This window comes from Stenotrophomonas oahuensis (assembly GCF_031834595.1).
Lineage (GTDB): Bacteria > Pseudomonadota > Gammaproteobacteria > Xanthomonadales > Xanthomonadaceae > Stenotrophomonas > Stenotrophomonas oahuensis.
Genome location: NZ_CP115541.1, coordinates 353,179 through 376,819 on the forward strand (window position 1 = coordinate 353,179; position 23,641 = coordinate 376,819).

Consider the following 23,641-nt stretch of genomic DNA (forward strand, 5'->3'; position numbering starts at 1 on the left):
CCCCTTCCAATGAAGGAGGTCGCAGATGACCCATTCACCGTGAACGATGAACGAAAAAGGGCGCGAGATCATCGCGCCCTTCCCGTACAGCACCCAGCGGCCGTGGATCAGAACGCGGCGGAATACCGCAGCCCCACCTGACGCAGGTCGCCGCGCGGCCCGAAGCGCTGGTCGTAGCCGAAGGACAGCTGCGACAGGCGGGTCAGCCTCGAGGACAGCGACACGCCGAACACGCCGCCGGAGCGGGTCGGCTGCAGGCCGGCCATCGGGGCCCAGGCGTCCACGCCAACGAAACTGGCGTCGAATCCCGCGCCATTACTGGACAGGATCTGCTGCCATTCGGCGTACCCACCGAACGACCAGTCTCCGCGCTGCGCCTGCGCGCGCAGACCCGCCAATGCCTGGCTGCGCTGGCTGCTGCTGCCATCGCTGCGCAGGCCGAAGCCGAACCCGCCGGCTTCGCTGAACGCGTTGCTGTCGACCCGTGCGTAGTCCGCTCCCAGGTAAGGCGTCAGCGATGCGCGCCGACCGCCGAAGCGATAACCCGATTCGATGCTGGCGTTGCTGAAACTGCCGCTGTAGCGGGCGTTCACGCCGTACATCCCAGCCCCCAGCAGCAACTGGCGATCAATCTCACGGGTGAACTGCCCCGCGCCGACCTGGCTCAGTGCGTAGGCACAGCCGTTGCTCCATCCCGCGTACAGCTGCGCCTGCGACTGACGGTCGCGACCGCTGTCGCCGCTCCAGGCCCGACCGCTGGTGCTGCGGGTCTCACCGAAGGCAACGCCGACCACACCATTACTTCCCATGGCGGCGTCCTGGCCCATCATCCAGCCCTGGGTCTGGAACCCATTGCCGGCGAAGCTGCCCTGCCCGGGTTCGCCCAGTTCGCTGTGCCAGGCACCCCGCAGACGCGGCGACGACACGACCTCGTCGAAACGCGACGACAGCGCGCGGCGATTCATGTCCAGATTGTCGAACGTCATTGCGGTGGCAAGCCCATGGGCCTTCCCCGAAAGGCTTTCCAGGCTGGCCTGCAACGCCGCTGCGCCTTCGACCCGCTGCAGTTGCCCCGCTGCATCGGCGAAACCGGCTCCCCCATCCTGGCCCTGGTCGAGCTGGACGAACGCCTGCTCCACGCGACCGGCAGAGGCCACCGCCAGGGTGCCCAGTCCGGCCGTGGCTGCGGTCGCGGACACATTGGCGCGACGGATGTTGAGTGAGGCGCTGTTGGCGTCGTACACGAACGACGCATCCAACAGGGAAACCGTTCCGCCACGACGCGTCGCCCCGAACCGACCGGTCAAGCCCTGGTCGGCCCGGATGATCGGCTGCACCTGGTTGTCGGTCGGCACATAACCGGCCACCGCCTGCTCCACCACCAGCGTGCCACCCTGCAGCGTGGCCGTACCGGTCACCTGCAGCGGCGAGGCCCCCAGTGCGGTGACGAACTCCGCAGTGGAGTGCTGCAGGTAATTGCCCTCGATGACCGCCGTGGTATTGGCGGTTACCAGTGCCACCCGGGATTCGTTATTGACGTTGCCGGCGATGCGCGTGGTACCGGCTCCGAACTGCAGCGTCGCTTTGTTGCCGGGAATGATCACGTAGGCCTGGCCGACCTCGACCGGCGAGGCAAGCGTAGCGCCGTCGCGCAGCGACAACGTCCCACGGACAATGGATACCTCGCCGGTAAACGTGTTCTTCCCGGAGAGCGCGAGAATGCCGTCACCGTCCTTGCGCAGGCCATATCCGTTATCGCCGCGGATGTCATTGCTCCACACGCTTGTACCGATGTTGGCCGGCACGTTGGCCGTCAGCGTGCCGAATTCGGTCGTGGCCGGTCCGTTCAGCGCCTTGGCGACATTCAGCAGGCCATGCCCGAAGACAGCGTCCACGCCCGGGGCACCGAGATCGGTGGCAGTGCCCAGCAATGTCCGCTGCACGTCGTAGTTGTCGAAGTACGGATACTTCTGCCAGACCAACGCGGCAGCTCCGGAGACCAGCGGCGCTGCGTAAGAGGTTCCGGCCCCCCAGTAGTAATTCGGATTCGGAGTTCCCGCGTTGTTCGGGTCGATGAACACCGCTTCGCCGGGTGCCGCGAGGCAGTAGTCCGCGGCCACGCCACAGGCGTTGGCATAGGACGCCAGTTGATCGGGCTTGCTGGAATTGACCGCAGTCACCGCCAGCCAGCCCTCGGCCAGTTCCTCGGCGATAGTGTTGCCTGCCGGGGACGGCTGGCTCGGCAATGCCGCCATGTCGGACGGATTGGCCTTGCCCTCATTACCGGTGGCAAACACCACCAGACCACCGTGCTGGAACACGAACGGAGCGTATTCGGCAGCAATCGCCGCCGTGGTGGCGGGGTCGCTCCAGTACAGCCCGCCCCACGAGTTGTTCATGACTTTGACGTTGCTCGCGATCAGATCGGCGTGCACCGTGGTCAGTCCCAAGGCTCCTTCAACGGCATTGCCCTCGCCGCTTCCATCGTCCGCCGGTGCCTTGTCGGAAATGATCCGGGCCGAAACGATCTGCGCGCCAGGTGCCACGCCGCCCGGCCAGCTGCCGGACGCGCTGCCAGCAGCGAGCGATGCCACGGTGGTGCCGTGGCCGACCACGTCGTCCACGTTGAGGTTGTTGGTGGCCGGGTCGACGTAGGTATACCGCTCGACAACCCGCCCGGACAACGTGGGGTGGGAACGGTTGACACCTGAGTCGACGATACCGATGACCACGCCTGCGCCGGTCAATCCCTGGCGGTCGCCTGCGTTTACGAGCGAAAGGTGGGCGTCGATCGCCGGTTCCTGTGGCTTGGCCCCGGTGGGAGGAGGCGTTGTCGGAGAAGTGCCCGGTCCCGGGCCGGGCGTGACCACGGGGGTCCCACCTCCACCGCCGCCGCCATTGATCCGGACGTTCTCGCCCCCACTGCCCCCACTACATGCACTCAACGCGATTGCCAGTGCCCCGGCCAGCGCGGTCCTGCTGCTTGCAAGCTGCTTCATCCCTGTTCCCCCAGACGTTGATATGACCACGCCAGGTGCTGCCTACCCCGCAGACACCGGTGGTAAACCTCGACCCCCTATACTGGGTCTCCCCCGCAGTCTGACGGGAATCGTGGCCGCTTCCAATGCCCCGGTTGCCAAAACGCCAACGCATCAACGAGATTGCCATGTCCAACATTGTCATCGCTGCAGCCAAACGCACCGCCATCGGTTCCTTCCTGGGTCAGTTCAACGGCGTGCCCGCGCCGACGCTGGGCGCGACCGCCATCCAGGCGGCGCTGGAACAGTCCGGCGTGCCTGCAGCGGACGTCACCGAAGTCATCATGGGCTGCGTGCTGCCGGCCAACCTGGGCCAGGCCCCGGCCCGCCAGGCCGCCATCGCCGCCGGCCTGCCGCTTTCCACCGGTGCCACCACGCTCAACAAGGTGTGCGGTTCGGGCATGAAGGCGATCATGCTCGGCCATGACCTGATCAAGGCCGGTTCGGCCAGCATCGTGGTCGCCGGTGGCATGGAATCGATGTCCAATGCCCCGCACCTGCTGCCCAATTCGCGCACCGGCAACCGCTACGGCAACTTCCAGGCGGTCGACCACATGGCCTTTGACGGCCTCACCAATGCCTACGACGGCAACCCCATGGGGGTGTTCGCCGAGTACGCGGTGGACAAGTTCCAGGTCAGCCGTGAAGACCAGGACGCGTATGCGATCGAGTCGGTGCGACGCGCCCAGGCCGCCCAGGCCAGCGGGGCCTTCGACGGCGAAATCGTCGCGGTGAAGGTCGCCGGTCGCAAGGGCGACGTTGAATACGCCCAGGACGAACAGCCGGGCCGCTCGGACATTGCCAAAATCCCGACCCTGCGCCCGGCCTTCAAGAAGGACGGCACGGTCACTGCCGCCAGTTCATCCAGCATCTCCGACGGTGCCGCCGCCGTGGTTCTGCTGGCCGAAGACGACGCAGCGGCCCGTGGCCTGCAGCCGCTGGCGCGCATCGTCGCCCACGCTACCCACTCGCAGGAACCGGAGTGGTTCACCACCGCCCCGATCGGTGCCATCCACAAAGTGCTTGAGAAATCCGGCTGGTCGCTGGACCAGGTCGACCTGTTCGAAATCAACGAAGCGTTCGCCGTGGTCGCCATGGCTCCCATCCGTGAACTGGGCATTTCCCACGACAAGGTCAACGTGAATGGTGGGGCCTGCGCACTGGGTCACCCCATCGGTGCGTCGGGTGCCCGTCTGGTGGTTACGCTGGTCAATGCCTTGCGCAAGCGTGATGCAAAGCGCGGAATTGCAACCTTGTGCATCGGCGGCGGCGAAGCGACCGCCATCGCTATCGAATTGATTTAATTGAACTTAACTCGCATTTCGCAAAAATGAATGCGCGATCGCTTGACAGCCATTCGTGGCTTGTCATCATGTTGCCGGGCGCGCAATAGCGCGTTGCCTAATCTAACGACGAGGATTCACACTAATGAGCATCAACAAGCTGCTGATCGCGATGGCCCTGGGCCTGGCTCTGACCGCCTGCTCGAAGCAGGAACAGGCTGCTGACGCCGCCGCTTCGGCTGACGCCGCTGCTGCTGAAGCACAGGGCGCTGCTGACGCCGCCGCTGCTGCTGGCGCCCAGACCGCCGACGCTGCCCAGGACGCTGCCGCTGCCGCCACCACCGCTGCTGACGCTGCTGCTGGCGCCGCTACCGACGCTGCTGCTGCCACCACCGACGCTTCGGCTGACGCCGCTGCTGACGCTGCCAAGGCTGCTGAAGCCACCGCCGAGCAGGCCAAGGACGCAGCTGAAGAAGCCAAGAAGTAATCACTTCTTTCTTCAAGCAAGTCTGAAGAAGCCGCTGGTTCGCCAGCGGCTTTTTCTTTGCCTGCGATGTGCCCACCGGGTCTTCACGGGGGGATGAATAGGCTTTGCGTCCCCTCCGATGAAACAGGTGCGCGCCATGAACCTCCGTTCGATCACCCCGACCCTGCTGGCCGCCTCCCTGCTGCTGGCCTTGGCCGCCTGCAAGGGTCCGGAAGCCGAACAGGCCCGCGACGATGCCGCGCAGGCCGCCGACAGCGCAGCGGCCGCCGCACGCGAAGCCGTGGACCAGGCAGCCGCCTCGACCCGCAACGCGGCTGACGAAGCGGCCGCTGCATCGCAGCAGGCCGCCGCCGATGTGCAGCCTGCGCTCGACCGCGCTGCCGCCGCCACCTCCGAGGCCGCAGTAGAAGCCAAGGACGCAGCCAAGGATGCCGCCGCCCACGCCAGCGACGCGACCGCGACCGCCGCCCAGAAGGTGGCCGACAAGGCCCGCGACGTGGCGGACGACGCCCAGAAAAACGCCGACGAAGCCAAGCGCTGACCCTACCCCCGTAGAGCCACGCCCTGCGTGGCTTTGCGGTTCGCAGCCACGCAGGGCGTGGCTCTACGGCAACGCACGCTGCATGATCGCGGCGTAGTCGATGTCCGCCGGCAGCGTCCCAAACGCCATGCCGTGCTCACCGCCCAGGCGCGAACGCACGAACGCCGTTGCCACCGGGCTTTGTGCGCGCAGCAGTACCGCCGCCTGCAGCTGCAGCGCCAGACGCTCGCAGATCACCCGCGCCTGGTTTTCAGCCGGCACCTGCACCAGCTGCGCACGCAACCAATGCAGAGAGGTGTCATAGCGCGCGTCGCGACCCTGCGCACTGTCCAGCTCATCCTCCACTGCCGCCAGCGCCTGCGGCTCACGCGCCAGTGCACGCAGCACATCCAGGCACTGGATGTTGCCACTGCCTTCCCAGATCGAGTTGAGCGGTGCCTGCCGGTACAGGCGCGGCAACATGGATTCCTCCACATAGCCGGCACCGCCCAGGCACTCCTGCGCTTCGTTTACGAACACCGCCGCGCGCTTGCACACCCAGTACTTGCCAACGGCGGTGGCGATACGCGCAAACGCGGCCTGCTGCGGATCGTGCGCAGCCTGATCGACCGCACGGGCTACGCGCAGGGCGAAACTGGTGGCGGCTTCCGATTCCACGGCGAGGTCGGCGAGCACATTGGCCATCAGCGCGTGGTCACACAGGCGCTGACCAAACGTGCGCCGGTGTCGCGTGTGATGCAGCGCCTGTGCCAGGGCCATGCGCATTTCTGCCGCTGCCCCCAGCATGCAGTCCAGCCGGGTCATCATCACCATGCCGATGATGGTGGCAACGCCACGCCCTTCCTCGCCGACCCGCTGCGCCCATGCACCGCAGAACTCAACCTCGCTGGAGGCGTTGGCCCAGTCACCCAGCTTGTCCTTCAGGCGCATCAGCCGGAATGCATTGCGGTTTCCATCCGGCAGGCGCCGGGGCATCAGGAAACAGGTCAACCCGCCGGTCGCCTGCGCCAGCACCAGGAACCCATCGGACATCGGCGCGGAGAAGAACCACTTGTGTCCGACCAGCGCATAGCTGCCGTCGGACTGCAGTTCGGCTCGGGTGGCGTTGCTGCGCACGTCCGAACCGCCCTGCTTCTCGGTCATGCCCATACCCAGCGTGATACCAGCCTTGTCGGCAATCGGTACGTCGCGCGGATCGTAATGCGGTGCCGCCGCCTTGGCCGCCCATTCTGCCAGCGTTGGATACTGCCGCAGCACCGCCACTGCGGCATGCGTCATGGTCAGCGGACAGCTGGTACCGGCTTCGGCTTGATGGTGCAGATAGCTCAGTGCGGCCCGCGCTACATGCGCGCCGGTTCGGGCATCTTGCCAGGACAAGCCGGCCACGCCATGGCGCATGGCCGCCTCCATCAACTGGTGGTAAGCCGGGTGGAATTCGACCAGATCGATGCGGTGGCCTTGTGCATCATGAGTGCGCAGGCGCGGCCGGTCGCGGTTGGCGTCAAAGCCCAGCCGGTACAGGCTGTCGCCAGCCATGCCGGCGTACTGCTGCAATTGCGGAACGAAGGCCGCACCGCCTTCGCGCTGCACCGCATCGGACAGCGCTACGTCATCGGCCCACAGGTTTCGACCACCGAAGGGCGGCGGCTGGTTGTCGACGTGATGTGTGTCGAATGCGGACGGATCAGTCATGAGTACGCGGCCTCCTGGCGGTTGCCTTCGATTCTGCCGGATTGCACGGTGACCGGCTGTTCAGCCGCGCACACTTCATGATGCGCACGTGGATGCCGGTTCTCATCTTGTGCACGGCAACACCGCCACAGTGCGAACATGCCTGCCTCCCGCGAACTCGACGATCTGGTGGTCCTGCGACCGGAAGGTCTGTACTGCCCTGCCGGCGACTTCCATATCGATCCATGGCGACCGGTGCCGCGCGCGGTCATTACTCATGGCCACGGCGACCACGCACGCAGCGGCATGGGTTTCTATCACTGCAGCCGCGACAGCGTGTCGATCCTGCGCTGGCGGCTCGGCGACGTGCCGCTGCAGGCACACGCCTATGGTGAATTGTTCACACTCGGCCGCGTGCAGGTTTCCCTGCACCCAGCGGGCCATGTGCTGGGCTCGGCGCAGGTGCGGATCGACGACGGGACCCAGGTATGGGTCGCATCCGGCGACTACAAGCGGCAACCCGATCCGACCTGCGCGCCGTTTGAGGTGGTGCGCTGCGACACCTTCATCACCGAAGCGACGTTCGCGCTGCCGATATACCGCTGGCAGGACACCGCCGCGGTCGCCGCCGACATCGTTGCCTGGAGGCAGGAATGCGCGCAGCGCGGCGAGGCCGCGATACTGCTCTGCTATGCCTTGGGCAAGGCGCAACGCGTGCTCGCCGAACTCTGGCCGCTGGACGATCAGGCGGCGTGGCTGCATGGGGCCATTGCCAATGGCGTGGAGGTGTATCGCCAGGCCGGCGTGCGCATGCTGTCCACCGACACGGTGGCCGAACAAGGGCGCACGCCGGATGCAGCCGGCCGGTTGATTCTGGCCCCGCCTTCGGCCGCCGGCACGCCTTGGCTGCGCCGCTTCGGGCGCCATCAGCTGGCATTTGCGTCGGGCTGGATGCAGCTGCGTGGCAATCGGCGTCGGCGCAACGTCGATCGCGGCTTTGTAGTCTCCGACCATGCCGACTGGCCGGCGCTGCTGCAGACCATTGAACAGACCGGTGCGCGGCGGGTCATCGCCACGCATGGCAACACCGATGCACTGGTACCGTTCCTGCGCGAACGTGGCGTGGCCGCAGAGACCTTCCGTACTGACTTCGGGAACGAGGAATGAAAGCGTTTGCCGCGCTGTACCAGCGGCTGGACCGCAGCACCGCCACGCTGGACAAGCGTGCCGCACTGGTCGACTACTTCCGCGCGGCACGCCCACATGACGCAGCGTGGGCGTTGTATCTGCTGAGTGGCGGCAAGATCGGTGGCGCACGTCGCCGCATCGCCTCAAGCACCGAACTGCGCGCCTGGATCAGCGAGGCATCCGGATTGCCGCCCTGGCTGGTCAACGACAGTTACGACCAGGTCGGAGATCTGGCCGAAACCTTGACCTTGTTGCTGGACGATCCCACCCAACCGGGTGCTGACCGCCCGCTGGCCGAGTGGATCGAGCACCATCTGCTCAGCGTGGCCAACCAGCCTGAAGACGTGCGTCGCACGGCGGTGATGACCGGCTGGAAGCAGTTGCCCGCAGGCGAACGGTTCGTGTTCAACAAACTGCTCACCGGCGCACTGCGCGTCGGCGTGTCGCAGCGACTCGTGCAGCAGGCCCTGGCCGAACTTTCGGGGCTGGATATCGCACGCATTGCCCAGCGCATGCTCGGCGACTGGGTGCCTTCGCACGGTCTATTGTCCACGTTGCTGTCAGTGGAGGAACTGCCGCAGGATCGCCAGCAACCCTACCCGTTCTTCCTTGCTTCTCCGCTGGAAGCCTCACCGGACAGCCTGGGCCCGGTGCAGGACTGGGTGCTGGAATGGAAGTGGGATGGCATCCGCCTGCAACTGCTCAAGCGCCAGGGCGAGGTGGCGCTGTGGTCGCGTGGAGAAGAACGCCTGGATGGTCGATTTCCAGAGATCGAACAGGCCGCCATGGCCCTGCCCGATGGCACCGTGATTGATGGCGAACTGCTGGGTTGGCGCGATGCCGATACCCAACCGCTGCCCTTCACCGCGTTGCAGACCCGTATCCAGCGCCGTAAACCCGGCCCGAAGACCTTACGCGACACACCCGCGCGCGTGCTTGCCTACGACCTGCTGGAACTCAACGGACAGGACCTGCGCACGCAACCACTGCGGCAGCGACGACAACAGCTGGCGGCAGTACTGGAGGCACTGCAGGATCCGCGCATCACATTGTCGCCTGCAGTGGTTGCCGACAATTGGAAACATGCCGCCGCACAGCGTGCCGAAGCCCGCGAACGGGGCGTTGAAGGCTTGATGCTCAAGCGCGAAGACTCGGTTTACCAGAGCGGTCGCCGGCGCGGCGACTGGTGGAAGTGGAAGATTGATCCGTTGACCATCGATGCCGTGCTGATCTATGCACAGGCCGGCCACGGACGCCGCAGCACGCTGTACACGGACTACACCTTCGCGGTGTGGGATGGCGACCGTCTGGTGCCGGTGGCCAAGGCATACTCGGGGCTGGACGACAAGGAGATCCTGGCGCTGGACCGCTGGATCCGCGCGCATACGCTGGAGCGGTTTGGACCGGTACGCAGCGTGCCTGGCGAGCAGGTGTTCGAACTGGGATTCGAGGCGGTCAATCGGAGCAGCCGGCACAAGTCCGGCATCGCCGTGCGCTTTCCGCGCATTCTGCGCTGGCGACAGGACAAACCGGCGCGCGAAGCGGACACCCTCGCCCAGCTGCAGGCGCTTGCGCGGTGACACGTCGAGAAGCGATGGCACGGTTGTGCGCCTGGTTCGAACGGCGCGGATGGAAGCCCCTGCCGTTCCAGCAGGCAGTGTGGCGGCATTACCTGGCCGGTGAGTCGGGACTGCTGCACACACCCACAGGCAGCGGCAAGACGTTGGCCATGTTCGGTGGGCCGTTGTTGCAGGGTTTGATGGATATCACGAGCAACGGCCGCAAGCCGGTGCCGGTGCTGCGGGTGTTGTGGATCACGCCGCTGCGCGCGCTGGCCACCGACACCGCGCGGGCATTGCGTGAGCCGCTGGCCGAGCTTGGGCTTGATTGGCAGGTGGGACTGCGCACCGGCGATGCCAGCGCGCGCGACAAGCGCCTGGCGCGGGAAGGACGGGTCGATGTGCTGGTGACCACGCCGGAATCGCTGGCGCTGCTGCTCAGCTACCCGGACACGGCAAACCACCTGCGTGAGCTGCGCTGCGTGGTGGTGGACGAGTGGCACGAACTGCTGGGCAACAAGCGCGGCGTGCTGCTGCAGTTGAATCTGCAGCGACTGCGCGATGCGCTGCCGAACCTGCGGGTGTGGGGGCTGTCGGCCACCTTGGGCAATCTGGAACAGGCCCGCCAGGTGCTGCTGCCCGATAGGCCACATGCACCGCTGGTTGGCGGTGCCCGCCCGCGCCCGGTGACCGTGGAAACGCTGCTCCCGCCACAGGGGGAACGGTTTCCGTGGGCCGGTCACCTGGGCCTGGGCCAGCTGCAACGTGTGCAGCAGCGCCTGTTCGACGCGGGCACCAGCCTGTTGTTCACCAACACGCGCGCGCAGGCCGAGCTGTGGCATCAGGCGCTGGCGGCGGTGTGGCCCGAATCGCCGGAGACCCTCGCCCTGCACCACGGCTCTCTGGATCCGGCGGTGCGGCGTACGGTGGAACAGGGCCTGCGCGACGGGACGCTGCGCTGCGTGGTCGCCACCTCCAGCCTGGACCTGGGCGTTGACTTTCCCGCCGTGGACCAGGTGCTGCAGGTGGGCAGCCCCAAAGGCATCGCCCGTCTCGTGCAGCGCGCTGGCCGCGCGCGCCATCGTCCCGGCGAATCCGGTCACATCGTCTGTGTGCCGTCACATGCGCTCGAAGTAGCGGAGTACGCCGCTGCGCGTCGCGCGCTGGCTGACGGCGTGATCGAGTCCCGACGCCCACTGCAGTTGTCGCTGGACGTGCTCGCCCAGCATTGCGTGAGCTGCGCACTGGGAGGTGGTTTTCAGGCCGACGCCTTGTTTGCGCAGGTACGGCGTACCCATGCGTTTGCGGCGCTTGACGACGCCCATTGGAACGGCGTGCTGGACTTCATCGTGCAGGGCGGGCAGGCGCTGGCGCAGTATCCGGATTTCCACAAGGTGGTCCGCGACGAAGACGGGGTCTATCGCGTCCACGATCGACGCGTGGCGCTCCGTCATCGGCTGTCCATCGGCACCATCACCAGCGATGGCAGCGTGCAGGTACAGTTCCTGCGCGGCGGACGACTGGGTTCGGTGGAAGAGCAGTTCATCAGCCGGCTGCGCCCCGGCGACCACTTCCAGTTCGGCGGCCGTCTTCTGGAGCTGGTGCGACTGGAGCAGCTGACCGCATACGTGCGTCTGGCGCGTAGCGGCAACGGCATTGTGCCGCGCTGGCAGGGCGGCCGCCTGCCGATGTCCTCCGCATTGGGCCAGGAGATGGAAGCGGTGCTGGCGGCGGCACCCACTACTGCAGAGATGCGCTGGCTTGCACCGCTGCTGCAGTTGCAGGCACGGCTATCGGCCCTGCCGGGTCCTGACCGCCTGCTGGTGGAAGTGGTGCGGCGGCGCGAGGGGCAGTTCGTGTTTGTGTATCCCTTTGCAGGTCGGCAGGTCAATGAAGGCATGGCCGCGCTGATGGCACTGCGCTTGACCCGCGAGCAGGCCAACACCTTCGGCTTCGCTGCCACCGACCACGGTTTTGTGCTCGCCCCGGCGGTACCGGTGACCGTGGACGCGCCGCTGCTGGACCGTCTGCTGGAAGCAGACGGGCTGCTGGAGAACCTGCATACCAGTGTCAATCTGGGCGAACTGGCGCGCCGCCAGTTCCGCGACATCGCGCGGGTGTCCGGCCTGCTGATTCCCGCACTGCCGGGGCGCACGCCGCGCAGCCTGCGCCAGCTGCAGGCCTCGGCCGGGCTGTTGTACGACGTGCTGCGCGAGCACGACCCGGGTCACATTCTGCTGGGACTGGCGGAACGCGAGGTGCTGGTGACCCAGCTGGATATCGCCTCGCTGGCACATGCGCTGCGGCGCTGCCAGGAGCGTACGCTGGACCTGCAGCAGCCGGCTACGCTGGGGCCGCTGTCGTTCCCGTTGTGGGCCGAGCGCCTGCGCGGGCAGGTCAGCAACGAAGACTGGAAGACGCGCGTACGGCGCGCGGCAGCGCAACTGGAGACACGTCATGGGCACTAAGGTGGAAGTGACACTGGCAGGCGAGTCGATGCAACTGCTCGGCGAACGCGCCCTGTACTGGCCCGCACGCGAGGTGTTGATGATTGCCGACCTGCATCTGGGCAAGGCGGACGTGTTCCGGCGTGCCGGCATCAGCTTGCCGGTAGGAGGCACGGGGCAGGACATCGCCCGGCTCACGCAACTGGTGAGCGGACGCGCGGTCGGAACGCTGTACATCCTGGGCGATGTGCTGCATGGGCCCGCACATCGTGCGGCCTGGTACCGGCAGTGGCAGGCGTGGCGGGAGCAGCACGCGGGACTGCGCATAGGCGCGCTGGCGGGGAACCACGATCGCGTGCTGCCGAAGGCAGACCTCGGCATGGAGCTGCTGGGTGCGCAGGTGTGTGACGGCCCGTTCCTGCTGCGGCATGATCCGCAGGCGCATCCATCACTGCACGTGCTATGCGGGCATCTGCACCCGTTGGCGAAATTGCCGGGGATGCAGAGGCGCTGGCCTGCGTTCTGGCTGCGCGAGCGATTGTCCGTGCTGCCGGCGTTCTCGCAGTTCACCGCGGGCATCGCGCCGGTGCTTCAGGCCGGCGAGCGATTGGTGGCCTGCGTGGAGAATGACGCCATCGCGCTGCCAGTTGTGTAGTGACACGCCATGCGTGTCATCGCAATGTCCGGGTACCCCGATGACACGCATGGCGTGTCACTACGGGTCAGGCGGCTGACGGCATCAACAGAATCTCCGGCGCATCTGGATTCTGCTCCACCGGGCGACTGCGGATGTCGTCCAGCATGGCCTGGGCCGCGCTGCGGATGCGACGGTGATGTTCGGCCGCCGCATGCGTGATCAGGCTGGTGACATGAAACTCAAATACGTCTTCCATCACGTCGGGCTGATCTTCGTGCAGCATCTGCAGCAGACCGCGCAGTTTGCGGATTTCACTGTCGAGCACGTCAGCCGGGAACAACATGTCTCACTCCTTGGGGGATGCAGTGACGCATTTGTCCCATATTGACAGTGAGTTCACTGTCAAACCTCTCCTGTGACTTCTTCACACGCACCATGACGATCACGCATGAAGATATTCCACGCGCGTGTTCAGTCGGCCGATCGTGGCGACATCGCATCAATAAATCCGGGCGACAACGCCCACTTGCCCCACCAGCCATGCTGCGTGCCACTCAGCACGCGCAGCATGTGACCGCGCCCACCCGGCAGACGGCCCATCGGCCCGAACAGCACATCGCGCGCCTGTGCAACGGTGTCGCGATCAGACTGGAAGAGCGGTGTCAGCCAGCGGCTCCAGAACTGGTAGATCGCCACGTGCGCCTTGCGTCGGGCCTGGTAGGCCAGCAGCGCGGCGTCACGGTCGGTGTGTGCGCGAAGCGCATCACGCAGCGCAACCGCGTCCAGCAGCGCCATGTTCACCCCCTGCCCCAACTGCGGGCTCATCGCATGCGCGGCGTCGCCGGCCAGTACCAGTCGCTGGTGATGCCAGCGGTGCATCACCGCGTCGCGGTAGCCGGCGCGCGCCAGCTGGCCGGCATCGGTAAGTGCACACAGGCGCATATGTGCCTGCGGCCACAGCGCGGCGATCTCCTCCAGCCAGCGCGGCAGGCCGTCCTGCTCCCATTGCGCGAACTGACTGCGCGGAAGGCTCCAGAAGAAACTGAGCCGTGGCGTGTCATCGCCAGGCCGGGTGCCCACGGGCAGCATGCCGATCATCTTGCGCGCGGCGACATAGCGCTGGCGCAGCTCATCCAGATGTGGCCATTCGTCGCACGGCAGCAGACACCACAGCGCGCCCCACGGATACTCGCGGTCCAGTTGCGTGCCCTGTACCGAAGCGCGCAGCGTGGACGCCGCACCATCGGCCGCGATCACCAGATCGTAGGGGCCGTGCCAGTGCCCCTGGGCGTCGCGCAGACGGCCGCGCTCGGAGTCCACTTCCACAATGGTGGTGCCGGCCTGCAGGTTCTGCGGAAACTCCCATGCCTGCGCCAGCAGCGAGAACAGCGCGCCGCGCTGCATGCCGATGCCATGCAGGTGTGGATGCAGCCCGGCGTAGCGCATGTCCATCACCGCGCGGCCACAGGGGGTTTCGCCGTAAAGCCGGCGCACCGCGGCACCGTGCTGCAGCACCTGCGGCAGCAGGTCCATCTGCCACAACACATCCAGGCCGCTGGGCTGCAACAGGAAGCCCGCCCCGACCGGGCCCGGGGACGGCGCGCGTTCGAAGACGTGAACCTGGTGATGGTCGCGTGAAAGAAGGACCGAAAGCGTCTGGCCTGCGGTGCCGTAGCCGATGATGGCGATGCTGCGTTGCTGCATGGGACATCCTGTCAAAAAAAACCCCGCCGAAGCGGGGTCCTCAACGCACGGGCGAGTGAATTACTCAACCGGCGTGATGTTCGAGGCCTGGGCACCCTTCGGGCCCTGCGACACTTCGTACGAAACGCGCTGGCCTTCCTGCAGGCTGCGGAAGCCCTTCGAATTGATGGCGGAGAAGTGCGCGAAAACGTCGGCGCTGCCGTCTTCCGGAGAAATAAAGCCAAATCCCTTGGCGTCGTTGAACCACTTGACGGTACCGTTCGGCATGGTAGTGCGAGACCTTCTTCAATGAATGGGTGGTGTACGCTCAACCAGCGCACTCGCGGAGTATGCAAAGCTTGTTACGCAATGACAATCACCCGCGTGCCAATTCGCCAACCAATTCCGGCAATCCGGCCGATGCCGCGTCCACATTGGCCAGTACTTCGGCCATCGTGATCTCTTCCCCGGTGCCGCAACCGGCCGCCCAGTTGGCCACGATCGCCAGGCAGGCGTAGTCCAGCCCCAGCTCGCGGGCCAGGCCCGCTTCGGGCATACCGGTCATGCCGACCAGGTCGCAGCCATCGCGGCGCATGCGCGCGATCTCCGCATTGGTTTCCAGCCGGGGCCCCTGGGTTGCGCCATAGCAGCCGCCGTCATGCAGGCGTACGCCGGTGACCTTGGCAGCCGCCAGCACCTTGCTGCGCAGCAGCGGGGTGTAAGGGTGGCCGAAGTCGACATGCAGCACTTCGCTGCCCGGTTCTTCGCTCAGCGTGGAGATACGCCCCCAGGTGTAATCGATCAACTGATCCGGGCAGGCCAGCACGCGCGGACCGAAGTGCTCGGTGATGCCACCGACCGTATTGAGTGCCAGCACGCGTTTCGCACCAATCTGCTGCAACGCAGCAAGATTGGCGCGGTAGTTGATCTTGTGCGGCGGCAGTGAATGCCCTTCGCCGTGGCGGGCCAGAAACGCCACGCGTTGGCCCAGCAGCGTGCCAACCCGGATCGGACCGGACGGGGTGCCGTAGCGGGTCTCCACGGTGTGGCTGGTGACATCATCAAGCTGGGCCAGCTTGTAGACGCCGGTGCCGCCAATGACGGCCAGTGAAATGGCTTCCATCATTCCTTCATCGCGTAGATGGCCGGCACGCAACGCAGTGCCTCGTTCACGTCCATGCCAAACCCGAACACATAGCGGTCCGGCAGTTCGACACCGGCGTAGTCGGCCTTGACGTCCGGCAGCGCGCGGTCGTGCTTCTTGACCGTCAGCGCGGCGATGCGCACGTCGGTGGCACCCTGCTCCAGGCACCAGGTGCGCACGCCCTGCAGGGTGAAGCCTTCATCAAGGATGTCGTCGACCAGCAGCACGCGGCGGCCGAACAGCGAGGTGGCCGGCTTGTGCTTCCAGACCAGCTCGCCGCCGGTGGTTTCGCCGCGATAACGGGTGGCGTGCAGGTAATCGAACTGCACGTCCTGGCCACGCGCGCCAAGCTCCAGCGCCAGCTGGCCGGCGAACGGCAGCGCACCGTGCATGATCGACAGGAACAGCGGCACCTCGCCCTTGTAGTCGGCCGCAATGGCGTCGGCGATGGAGCCGATGGCCTTGTCGATGGTGGGGCGGTCAACCAGCAGGTCGGCCTGGGCCAGCGCCTGGGAAATGGTGAGGTTGGGCATCAGACGGTTCTTCCAAGGGATTCAAGCAAACGGGATTGGGTGCTGCCATGGCGGGCATCGGCCAGCAGGCCATCCCAGCCAAGGCCGCCGCGGCCGATCAGGCCGAGCAATGCGGCGGTATTGAGCGTACGGCCCTGCACGGCCTGCAGGGCGTCGTCGACCAGTTCGGGATGGCAGACCAGCACGACGTCGCAGCCGGCATCCAGGTGCGCATGCACGCGGGCAGTAACGCCACCGGCCGAGAACGACGCGGCCATGCCGATGTCGTCGGAAAACACCACGCCACGGAAACCCATCTGCTCGCGCAGGATCTGCTGGATCCAGCGCGGTGAGTAGCCGGCCGGTTCGGGGGCCACCTGCGGGTAGACCACGTGCGCCATCATCACCGCGTCGGCCCCGGCGTCGATGCCGGCAGCAAAGGGGATCAGGTCCAGCGCATGCAGCTCATCCAGCGAACGCGGATCACTGGCGTTGTCGACGTGGGTGTCTTCGAGCACGGTGCCGTGGCCCGGGAAATGCTTGAGAGTGGCCGCCATGCCGACGCTGTGCATGCCGCGCACGTAGGCGCGGGTAAAGGCGGCAACCACCTGCGGGTCGGCGCTGAAGGCGCGATCGCCGATGGCGCGGTTGCCGCGGCCGAGGTCGACCACCGGGGCAAAGCTCAGGTCCACGCCGCTGGCGCGTACTTCGCTGGCCATCAGCCAGGCGTGTTGCTCGGCCAAGGCCAGCGCGGCCTCCGGGTCCTGCGCGTACAGCGCATCGAATCCCTGAAGGGGCGGCAGCGCCGAATAGCCTTCGCGGAAGCGCTGCACGCGGCCCCCTTCCTGGTCCACGCAGATCAACAGCGGACGCGGCGCGGCGGCGCGCAGGGCGGCCGACAGTTCAGCCACCTGCTGGCGCGAGGCGAAGTTGCGCTTGAACAGAATGACGCCAGCCACGGCGTCGTGCTGCAGCCAATCGCGTTCCTGGGCGGTAAGTTCGGTCCCGGCAACGCCGATCACGAGCATGGATGGTTCTCCGAAACGGGGCACCTTGATGGCGCACTGCGGCATTGTCGCAGAACCCGGGTCATGGCGGAAACGCGGGCGAAACCGGCACCGCCTGGGCCGGCCAACGGCCGGCGCTACCGCGAGTCCGGCCTTGGTAGCGCCGGCCGTTGGCCGGCCCAGGCGGTGTCTGAACTCACTTTTCCGTTTCAGACCACTGACTGTAGGGGCGCGCGGCCAGGGCCAGGTTGTAGTAACGGACCTCGTCGGTGACCTCGGCCCCCACCCATTCAGGCAGGTCGATGGCCTGGTCGGCCTGCTCCAGCTCGACCTCGGCCACCACCAGTCCGGCGTTGTCGCCCAGGAACTCGTCCACTTCCCACAGCAGGCCGCCATGGCGAACCAGATGGCGGCGCTTGTCGATCAGCCCGCCCACGCACAGCGCCAGCAGCGCGCGCGCCTCGTCGACCGGAATCGGGTAGTCGAACTCCTGCCGGGTGTGACCGATCTCGCGCGACTTGAGGTTGAGGAACGCCTGCTCGCCCTGGATGCGGACCCGGACCGATGCCTTCTGTGCCCCACTGTCGAGCGAGGCGGTGTCGTTGAGATAGCCCTGGGCCATGGGGATCACCTCGTGCGCCTGGTCGCGCCAGGCGTCGGAGGTCACCCGATACTTGCGTTCGATTTCCAGGGGCATCAGCGGCGCTCGAAGACGGCGATGCTTTCAACATGCGCCGTGTGAGGGAACATGTCCATGGCCCCGGCGCTGACCAGCGTGAAGCCCTGCTCGTTGACCAGATAGCCGGCATCGCGGGCCAGCGAGCCCGGGTGGCAGCTGACGTAGACGATGCGCTTGAACTGCTTCAGCGGCAGCTGCTGCAGCACTTCGATCGCCCCCGAGCGCGGCGGGTCAAGCAGCAGCTTGTCGAAGCCCTGCCGCATCCAGCTGGCCTGGCGCTGGTCCTGGGTCAGGTCGGCGGCGAAGAACTGCGCGTTGAGCAGGCCATTGCGCTCGGCGTTCTCCTTCGCCCGCGCCACCAGCCCGGCCTCGCCCTCCACGCCAACCACCTCGCGCACGGTACGCGCCAGCGGCAGGGTGAAGTTGCCGAGTCCGCAGAACAGGTCCAGCACGCGCTCGTCCGGGCCGGCATCAAGCAGGTCCAGCGCCAGCTGGATCATCTTCACGTTGAGCTTGGCGTTGACCTGGATGAAATCCAGCGGGCGGAACGCCAGCTCGACATTCCACGGTTCCAGCTTGAATGACAGCGGCACTTCGGCCGGCCACAGGGGGTGCACCGACTCCACCCCGCCCGGCTGCAGCGAAATGGCGAATCCATGTTCCTGGCCGAACGCGATCCAGGCGGTACGATCGCTGTCGCTGAGCGGCTGCATGTGGCGGATGGTCAGCATCACCGCCTGATCGCCGGCAATGAACTCGATCTGCGGGATATCGCGCTTGCCGTCCAGGGTCTCAATGAACGCCGACAGCGCCGACACCTTGGTTCCCACCTCGGGAATCACGGTCAGGCACTGGCTGAGGTCGGCGACGAAGCGCGGATCCTGTTCGCGGAACCCGACGAGGGTCTTGTCCTTCTTCTCCACCCGGCGCACCGAGAAGCGCCCCTTGCGACGGTAGCCCCAGCTGTCGCCGACCAGCGGCGGCAGCACCGTGCCGGGTGCGACATGGCCGATGCGGGTCAGGTTATCCATCAGCACCCGCTGCTTGGCCACGATCTGCTGCGACTCTTCCAGGTGCTGCAGCACGCAGCCAGCGCACACGCCGAAATGCGGGCAGCGCGGCTCAACCCGTTGTGCTGAGGGCTGCAGCACCTCCACGGTGCGCGCCTCGTCGAAATGACGATTACGGGCGGTCGGCTCGGCGCGGACGACTTCGCCGGGCAGCGCGCCGGTGATGAAGGTGACCTTGCCACCCTCCCCTTCACGGCGGGCCACGCCGCGGCCATCATGGCTCAGGTCTAGGATGTCGGTCTGGAACGGGGTACGGTCAAGGCGGGAGCGGGATCGGGCCACGTGGCAACAGGCTGCGGGCAAAAGGGTGCGTATTGTCGCAGATACCGCCACCGGGTTTGGCCGCTTGGCGTGTAGACAGCTTGCACACCGCGACATCATGTTTAATATGGCCCCAGCTGACATGGAGGCAGCCGTTATGCAGATGACCCCCCGGGAGTCCCTTCCCCGCTTGCTGCTCGTCGAGGACGACACCATCAGTCGTGGCTTTTTCAAGGCCGCGCTGGAAGCCCTTCCTGCCGAAGTGGACACCGCTGACTCACTTGCCAGCGCCATGGATCGCGGCTGTGCGGCTCGTCACGACCTGTGGCTGATCGACGTGAACCTGCCGGACGGCAATGGTAGCGAGCTGCTGCAGCAGCTGCGCCGCAACCGCCCGGACACTCCGGCGCTGGCCCATACCGCCGATGCAGATACCAGCATCCATGCACGACTGCGCGACGCAGGCTTTCGCGAGACGCTGGTGAAGCCACTCACGGGCGAACAGCTGCTGCAGGCGGTGCGCCGCGCACTGGCGAACAGTTCCGGGGCGAATGCGACATCCACAGCAGATCCCGAAGGCGAGCGCGAGGATTGGGATGAGATTACCGCCCTGGCCGCGCTGAACGGGCAGCGTCATCATCTGATTGCGCTACGTGAACTGTTCCTGGCAGAGCTGCCTGGCGTGCGTGATGCCGTGGCCCAGGCGGTGCAGCAGCATGACGAACCGGCGCTGCGCGGGCAATTGCATCGGCTGCAGGCCAGCTGTGGCTTTGTGGGCGCGGCACGATTGGCCCGGGCGGTGCGGCAGCTGCACCAGGCCCCCGAATCAATCGGCGCGCAGACGCAGTTCCGGGCGGCGGTGGAATCGTTGTTGCATTGAAATCAGCGGGGTAAGGCCTCGATCATCTCCCAGGATTTCAATCCCCGCCCCCCCAGGTGGTGCAGCAGCACCGTGCGCATCGGCCTTCGCAGGCTGGCCAGATCTTCGCCGCCGGGTGCGTCATCGGCCGCCAACGCCAGTAACGCGCTACCCGTGGCGGTACCCCGCCGCGCATCGATGCCGCGCTCGCTGAGCAGGCGGCGCGGCCCTTCCAGTGGGTCGAGTTCATAGCGGGCGGCCGGGTCGATCGGCTCACCATCACTGCCGTGGGCCAGGTCAAAGCCAAACCCCAGCGCTTCCAACAGATCGCGCTCGAACCGCCGCAGGGTCCAGGCCAGCGACTCGGCCCGCGCAAGACGCTGCCGGACCGCGCCATAAGCGTCATACAACTCAGGCACCGGATCCTGGCGTGGGGCCAGCCGGAGCAGCAGCTCGTTGACGTAGAACCCGGCCAACATCGCGTCGCCGGTCAGACGGGGCGCGGCATCCAGCGCTTCTGCCTGTCGCAGCTGCGCCAGCTCGCCGCGCTGTACGGCGCTCAGGCGGATCCACTGCAGCGGCTGCAGGGCCGCGCGCAGGGCCTGGCTGCGTGGGCTGCTGACGCCTCGCGCCAGCACGCCCAACCGCCCATGCTGCTCGGTCAGTACTTCCACCAGCAGGCTGGTTTCGCGCCAGGCCCGGGCGTGCAGGACGAAAGCCGGTTCGTCGTCGATACGCATCGCTCAGCCGCTGTCGCAGGGGCACGCCGCCGTCGGCGGCGTGCGGGGGATCATTCGTAACCGAATGCCTTCAGCGCGGCTTCGTCGTCAGACCAGCCTTCGCGCACGCGCACCCAGGTTTCCAGGAACACTTTGGCCCCGAACAGCCGCTCCATCTGCAGGCGGGACTTGGCACCGATCTCCTTCAGCCGGGTCCCGCCCTTGCCGATCACAATGGCCTTCTGGCCTTCGCGCTCGACCCAGATGACCGCGCCGATACGCAGAAGCTTGCCGTCTTCGGCAAAGCGCTCGATTTCCACCGTGGTCGCGTACGGCAGTTCCTCGCCGAGCTGGCGCATGAGCTGCTCGCGCACCAGTTCGCCGGCCAGGAAGCGCTGGCTGCGGTCGGTGATTTCGTCTTCGCCGAACATCGGCGGGGCTTCGGGCAGCAGTTTCAGCAGATCCCGAACGAGCGCTTCCAGACCATTGCGCTTCTGCGCCGAGATCGGATGGACCGCGGCGAACGTGCGGCCTTCGGTGATCTGCTGCAGGAACGGCAGCAGTGCGCCCTTGTCCTTCAGCCGATCGACCTTGTTGACCACCAGCACCACCGGAATGCCGGCGTCGCTGAGCACGTTGAAGGCCAGGGTATCTTCTTCATCCCAACGGCCGGCCTCGATGACCAGCATGCCCGCGTCCACACCTTCAAGAGAGCCACGCGCGGCGCGGTTCATCACCCGGTTCATGGCGCGCTTCTGGACCTTGTGCAGCCCGGGCGTATCGACCAGCACGATCTGGCCTTCCGGGTAGCTGGCGATGCCGAGCAGCCGGTGACGGGTGGTCTGCGGCCGGTTGGAGACAATACTGATCTTGGCCCCGACCAGGGCATTGGTCAGGGTGGACTTGCCGACGTTGGGACGGCCGATGACGGCAACGCTGCCGCAATGATGGGAGGATGCTTCGCTCACTTGGAATCCAGTTGCTCTAGGGCGGCGGCGGCCGCCTGTTGTTCGGCCAGTCGTCGCGAGGCCCCTTCGCCTTCGGTGCTGACAGCGGGTTCGGTTACGCCACAGCGTACCCGGAAGGTCTTGGCGTGGTCGTCACCCGACTCTGACACCAGTTCGTACTGCGGCAGGGCCTTCTGCCGGGCCTGCAGCCATTCCTGCAGCCGGGTCTTCGGGTCCTTTTCGGGCCGGCCGGTGGCCGGCAGGGCCTCCATTGAGGTATTGAACCACGGCAGCACCACCGCCTGGCAGGCGGCAAAGCCGGCATCCAGGTAAATGGCCGCGACGACGGCTTCCAGGGCGTCGGCCAGGATCGAGTCGCGACGATGGCCGCCGGACTTCATTTCCCCGGGCCCCAGGGTCAGACGGTCGCCCAGCTCCAGGCTGCGCGCAATCACGGCCAGCGCGCCCTCGCGCACCAGTTCGGCGCGGGCGCGGGTCAGCGCACCCTCGTCCGCCTTGGGCCAGCGCTGGTACAACGCCTGCGCCACCATCATGTTGACGATGCTGTCGCCCAGGAACTCCAGCCGCTCGTTGTTCGGCGTTCCGGCGCTGCGATGCGTCAGGGCCTGCTGCAGCAGGCCCGGATCGTTGAAAGCGTGACCGATGCGGTCACCACGTTGGAAGGTGTTATTGGGCACCGCTGAGTGTCAGTTCCTGTTGGGTGTCGAACTTGCCAACCACATCGAGATTGCCAACCAGCGGCCGGCGCACTTCGTAGTTGACCGTCATGTTCCAGCCACCGTTGACGCGTTGCATCTTCACGTTGGCCGGCTTCACGTTCTCGGAGTAATTGATGTACAGGCGACGGAAGAACAGGTCCTGCACCTTGCCGGGCTCCATGCTGGCCACGCCCGGCTCCTGCGCCACGCCCTTGAGCGCGGCCTTGACCGAGTAGTACTCCTGGTACATCGGGAACAGCTTCATCGCGACATACAGGCCGAAGCCCACCACGATGGCCACCACCAGGAACGAGGTCAGGGTCATGCCACGCTGCGTTTTCATCGTCTTCATTGCGTTCTCCCCAGATACGCGTAGGTAATGAATCAGTTGATCCCGGTACCGATCCGCGACGGTTCGAAACCGTCCTTGCAGAACCAGCCCGAGCAGTTCAGCCAGATCAGGAATGCCTTGCCGCGGAGATTTTCCTCCGGCAGCAGGCCCCAGAAGCGGCCGTCGTCACTGTTGTCACGGTTGTCGCCCATCACCAGATACTTGCCCGGCGGCACGGTCCACTGGCCCTCACCGCGGGGGTAATCGGTCTCCAGCACGGTATGGGTACGGCCCGGTAGCTGCTCGACCAGCAGCGTGGCACCTTCGCCCTGCCCACGGTGGCCAGCATACAACCCCTTGTTCTCGTACTTCACCGGTTCGCCGTTCAGGACCAGGGAGTCGCCCTGGAACACGACCTCGTCACCCGGCACGCCGATCACGCGCTTGATGAAGTTCTCACCCTTGTTCGGGTCGGTGTCGGAGTGACCCGGGAAGTGGAACACCACCACATCGCCGCGCGCGGGCTCACCGACCGGCACCACCTTGGCATTGTTCAACGGCAGGCGCAGGCCGTAGGCGAACTTGTTGACCAGGATGAAGTCGCCGATCAGCAGGTTGGGCATCATCGAGCTGGACGGAATCTTGTACGGCTCGGCAATGAAGCTGCGCACCACCAGCACGATGGCCAGCACCGGGAAGAACGCCCGCGAGTAGTCCACCAGCACCGGTTCGGAATCCAGCAGGCCGGCACGCGCGGCACGGCGCTTGGCGAAGTACAGCTTGTCGGCCAGCAGGATCAGGCCGGACGACAGGGTCAGCACGACCAGAAGGATTTCAAACAGTTTCATGCGGTGTCCTT

The 23,641-nt window shown here is 66.3% G+C and carries 23 protein-coding genes; 8 read left to right on the plus strand and 15 right to left on the minus strand.

Features of this window, described 5'->3' with window-relative positions; genetic code table 11:
- Positions 1-107: 107 nt before the first annotated feature.
- The gene (locus PDM29_RS01640) at positions 108-2,999 is read right to left on the minus strand and encodes a S8 family serine peptidase (protein WP_311192166.1); all 2,892 of its coding nucleotides are present in this window, start codon (positions 2,997-2,999) and stop codon (positions 108-110) included.
- A 167-nt stretch (positions 3,000-3,166) separates the two neighbouring features.
- On the opposite strand from PDM29_RS01640, the gene PDM29_RS01645 reads away from it, so the two are divergent.
- From PDM29_RS01645 to PDM29_RS01655, 3 genes are all read left to right on the plus strand, one after another.
- Positions 3,167-4,342 carry a thiolase family protein gene (locus PDM29_RS01645; RefSeq protein WP_311192167.1) on the plus strand — a complete coding sequence of 392 codons (1,176 nt, stop codon included), beginning with the start codon at positions 3,167-3,169 and terminating at the stop codon, positions 4,340-4,342.
- Positions 4,343-4,466: 124 nt separating this feature from the next.
- Complete coding sequence (locus PDM29_RS01650) at positions 4,467-4,808, plus strand: hypothetical protein (RefSeq protein WP_311192168.1); 342 nt, start codon at positions 4,467-4,469, stop codon at positions 4,806-4,808.
- A gap of 136 nt (positions 4,809-4,944) precedes the next feature.
- Complete coding sequence (locus PDM29_RS01655) at positions 4,945-5,349, plus strand: hypothetical protein (protein WP_311192169.1); 405 nt, start codon at positions 4,945-4,947, stop codon at positions 5,347-5,349.
- A gap of 63 nt (positions 5,350-5,412) precedes the next feature.
- Here PDM29_RS01655 and PDM29_RS01660 read toward each other — a convergent pair whose 3' ends face one another.
- Positions 5,413-7,041 (minus strand): acyl-CoA dehydrogenase family protein, encoded by a 1,629-nt coding sequence (locus PDM29_RS01660; protein WP_311192170.1) that lies wholly within the window; start codon positions 7,039-7,041, stop codon positions 5,413-5,415.
- A 138-nt stretch (positions 7,042-7,179) separates the two neighbouring features.
- On the opposite strand from PDM29_RS01660, the gene PDM29_RS01665 reads away from it, so the two are divergent.
- From PDM29_RS01665 to pdeM, 4 genes are read left to right on the plus strand one after another with little or no spacing between them, the layout of a single operon-like run.
- Positions 7,180-8,187, plus strand: coding sequence for a ligase-associated DNA damage response exonuclease (locus PDM29_RS01665; protein ID WP_311192171.1), 1,008 nt, complete (start codon positions 7,180-7,182; stop codon positions 8,185-8,187).
- Positions 8,184-9,788: an ATP-dependent DNA ligase gene (locus PDM29_RS01670; protein WP_311192172.1), complete on the plus strand. Its 1,605-nt coding sequence runs from the start codon at positions 8,184-8,186 to the stop codon at positions 9,786-9,788. Before PDM29_RS01665 ends, PDM29_RS01670 begins: the two co-directional genes overlap by 4 nt.
- 14 nt (positions 9,789-9,802) lie before the next feature.
- Entirely contained in the window at positions 9,803-12,235 is a 2,433-nt protein-coding gene (locus tag PDM29_RS01675) for a ligase-associated DNA damage response DEXH box helicase (RefSeq protein WP_311192173.1), read from the plus strand.
- Positions 12,225-12,869 (plus strand): ligase-associated DNA damage response endonuclease PdeM, encoded by a 645-nt coding sequence (pdeM, locus tag PDM29_RS01680; RefSeq protein WP_311192174.1) that lies wholly within the window; start codon positions 12,225-12,227, stop codon positions 12,867-12,869. The genes PDM29_RS01675 and pdeM overlap by 11 nt, the downstream gene beginning before the upstream one ends.
- A gap of 67 nt (positions 12,870-12,936) precedes the next feature.
- Here pdeM and PDM29_RS01685 read toward each other — a convergent pair whose 3' ends face one another.
- From PDM29_RS01685 to rlmD, 8 genes are all read right to left on the minus strand, one after another.
- Positions 12,937-13,194, minus strand: a complete 258-nt coding sequence (locus PDM29_RS01685; protein ID WP_311192175.1) for a hypothetical protein — start codon at positions 13,192-13,194, stop codon at positions 12,937-12,939.
- Positions 13,195-13,322: 128 nt separating this feature from the next.
- The gene (locus tag PDM29_RS01690; RefSeq protein ID WP_311192176.1) at positions 13,323-14,555 is read right to left on the minus strand and encodes an FAD-dependent oxidoreductase; all 1,233 of its coding nucleotides are present in this window, start codon (positions 14,553-14,555) and stop codon (positions 13,323-13,325) included.
- Between the two features lie 60 nt (positions 14,556-14,615).
- On the minus strand, positions 14,616-14,822 hold the full coding sequence (cspE, locus tag PDM29_RS01695; RefSeq protein WP_311192177.1) for a transcription antiterminator/RNA stability regulator CspE: 207 nt from the start codon (positions 14,820-14,822) through the stop codon (positions 14,616-14,618).
- Between the two features lie 88 nt (positions 14,823-14,910).
- On the minus strand, positions 14,911-15,657 hold the full coding sequence (locus PDM29_RS01700) for an S-methyl-5'-thioinosine phosphorylase (RefSeq protein ID WP_311192178.1): 747 nt from the start codon (positions 15,655-15,657) through the stop codon (positions 14,911-14,913).
- Complete coding sequence (locus PDM29_RS01705) at positions 15,657-16,211, minus strand: hypoxanthine-guanine phosphoribosyltransferase (RefSeq protein WP_125360916.1); 555 nt, start codon at positions 16,209-16,211, stop codon at positions 15,657-15,659. The genes PDM29_RS01700 and PDM29_RS01705 overlap by 1 nt, the downstream gene beginning before the upstream one ends.
- Positions 16,211-17,218, minus strand: coding sequence for a beta-N-acetylhexosaminidase (gene nagZ, locus PDM29_RS01710; RefSeq protein WP_311192179.1), 1,008 nt, complete (start codon positions 17,216-17,218; stop codon positions 16,211-16,213). Before nagZ ends, PDM29_RS01705 begins: the two co-directional genes overlap by 1 nt.
- A gap of 175 nt (positions 17,219-17,393) precedes the next feature.
- On the minus strand, positions 17,394-17,894 hold the full coding sequence (locus tag PDM29_RS01715; protein WP_311192180.1) for a CYTH domain-containing protein: 501 nt from the start codon (positions 17,892-17,894) through the stop codon (positions 17,394-17,396).
- Positions 17,894-19,228, minus strand: coding sequence for a 23S rRNA (uracil(1939)-C(5))-methyltransferase RlmD (gene rlmD, locus PDM29_RS01720; RefSeq protein WP_311192181.1), 1,335 nt, complete (start codon positions 19,226-19,228; stop codon positions 17,894-17,896). Before rlmD ends, PDM29_RS01715 begins: the two co-directional genes overlap by 1 nt.
- 136 nt (positions 19,229-19,364) lie before the next feature.
- Between rlmD and PDM29_RS01725 the strand changes: the two genes are divergently transcribed.
- Positions 19,365-20,087 carry an Hpt domain-containing response regulator gene (locus PDM29_RS01725; protein WP_311192182.1) on the plus strand — a complete coding sequence of 241 codons (723 nt, stop codon included), beginning with the start codon at positions 19,365-19,367 and terminating at the stop codon, positions 20,085-20,087.
- Positions 20,088-20,089: 2 nt separating this feature from the next.
- Here the strand turns inward: PDM29_RS01725 and recO are convergent, their stop codons facing one another.
- Genes recO through lepB form a run of 5 tightly spaced genes read right to left on the minus strand, consistent with a single transcriptional unit; the run spans position 20,090 to position 23,630 of the window.
- A complete protein-coding gene (gene recO / locus PDM29_RS01730) occupies positions 20,090-20,806 on the minus strand; it encodes a DNA repair protein RecO (RefSeq protein ID WP_311192183.1) in 717 nt (238 codons plus the stop codon).
- A 50-nt stretch (positions 20,807-20,856) separates the two neighbouring features.
- Positions 20,857-21,753 (minus strand): GTPase Era, encoded by an 897-nt coding sequence (gene era, locus PDM29_RS01735; RefSeq protein WP_311192184.1) that lies wholly within the window; start codon positions 21,751-21,753, stop codon positions 20,857-20,859.
- Positions 21,750-22,430, minus strand: coding sequence for a ribonuclease III (rnc, locus tag PDM29_RS01740; RefSeq protein WP_311192185.1), 681 nt, complete (start codon positions 22,428-22,430; stop codon positions 21,750-21,752). The genes era and rnc overlap by 4 nt, the downstream gene beginning before the upstream one ends.
- Complete coding sequence (locus PDM29_RS01745) at positions 22,420-22,803, minus strand: DUF4845 domain-containing protein (RefSeq protein ID WP_311192186.1); 384 nt, start codon at positions 22,801-22,803, stop codon at positions 22,420-22,422. The genes rnc and PDM29_RS01745 overlap by 11 nt, the downstream gene beginning before the upstream one ends.
- A 32-nt stretch (positions 22,804-22,835) precedes the next feature.
- Entirely contained in the window at positions 22,836-23,630 is a 795-nt protein-coding gene (gene lepB, locus PDM29_RS01750) for a signal peptidase I (protein WP_311192187.1), read from the minus strand.
- Between the last annotated feature and the right edge of the window lie 11 nt (positions 23,631-23,641).

Excerpts from the sequence above, each read along its gene's own strand:
- PDM29_RS01640 (WP_311192166.1), bottom strand. The coding sequence starts at position 2,999 with ATGAAGCAGCTTGCAAGCAGCAGGACCGCGCTGGCCGGGGCACTGGCA.
- PDM29_RS01645 (WP_311192167.1), top strand. The coding sequence starts at position 3,167 with ATGTCCAACATTGTCATCGCTGCAGCCAAACGCACCGCCATCGGTTCC.
- PDM29_RS01650 (WP_311192168.1), top strand. The coding sequence starts at position 4,467 with ATGAGCATCAACAAGCTGCTGATCGCGATGGCCCTGGGCCTGGCTCTG.
- PDM29_RS01655 (WP_311192169.1), top strand. The coding sequence starts at position 4,945 with ATGAACCTCCGTTCGATCACCCCGACCCTGCTGGCCGCCTCCCTGCTG.
- PDM29_RS01660 (WP_311192170.1), bottom strand. The coding sequence starts at position 7,041 with ATGACTGATCCGTCCGCATTCGACACACATCACGTCGACAACCAGCCG.
- PDM29_RS01665 (WP_311192171.1), top strand. The coding sequence starts at position 7,180 with ATGCCTGCCTCCCGCGAACTCGACGATCTGGTGGTCCTGCGACCGGAA.
- PDM29_RS01670 (WP_311192172.1), top strand. The coding sequence starts at position 8,184 with ATGAAAGCGTTTGCCGCGCTGTACCAGCGGCTGGACCGCAGCACCGCC.
- PDM29_RS01675 (WP_311192173.1), top strand. The coding sequence starts at position 9,803 with ATGGCACGGTTGTGCGCCTGGTTCGAACGGCGCGGATGGAAGCCCCTG.
- pdeM (WP_311192174.1), top strand. The coding sequence starts at position 12,225 with ATGGGCACTAAGGTGGAAGTGACACTGGCAGGCGAGTCGATGCAACTG.
- PDM29_RS01685 (WP_311192175.1), bottom strand. The coding sequence starts at position 13,194 with ATGTTGTTCCCGGCTGACGTGCTCGACAGTGAAATCCGCAAACTGCGC.
- PDM29_RS01690 (WP_311192176.1), bottom strand. The coding sequence starts at position 14,555 with ATGCAGCAACGCAGCATCGCCATCATCGGCTACGGCACCGCAGGCCAG.
- cspE (WP_311192177.1), bottom strand. The coding sequence starts at position 14,822 with ATGCCGAACGGTACCGTCAAGTGGTTCAACGACGCCAAGGGATTTGGC.
- PDM29_RS01700 (WP_311192178.1), bottom strand. The coding sequence starts at position 15,657 with ATGGAAGCCATTTCACTGGCCGTCATTGGCGGCACCGGCGTCTACAAG.
- PDM29_RS01705 (WP_125360916.1), bottom strand. The coding sequence starts at position 16,211 with ATGCCCAACCTCACCATTTCCCAGGCGCTGGCCCAGGCCGACCTGCTG.
- nagZ (WP_311192179.1), bottom strand. The coding sequence starts at position 17,218 with ATGCTCGTGATCGGCGTTGCCGGGACCGAACTTACCGCCCAGGAACGC.
- PDM29_RS01715 (WP_311192180.1), bottom strand. The coding sequence starts at position 17,894 with ATGCCCCTGGAAATCGAACGCAAGTATCGGGTGACCTCCGACGCCTGG.
- PDM29_RS01725 (WP_311192182.1), top strand. The coding sequence starts at position 19,365 with ATGCAGATGACCCCCCGGGAGTCCCTTCCCCGCTTGCTGCTCGTCGAG.
- recO (WP_311192183.1), bottom strand. The coding sequence starts at position 20,806 with ATGCGTATCGACGACGAACCGGCTTTCGTCCTGCACGCCCGGGCCTGG.
- PDM29_RS01745 (WP_311192186.1), bottom strand. The coding sequence starts at position 22,803 with ATGAAGACGATGAAAACGCAGCGTGGCATGACCCTGACCTCGTTCCTG.
- lepB (WP_311192187.1), bottom strand. The coding sequence starts at position 23,630 with ATGAAACTGTTTGAAATCCTTCTGGTCGTGCTGACCCTGTCGTCCGGC.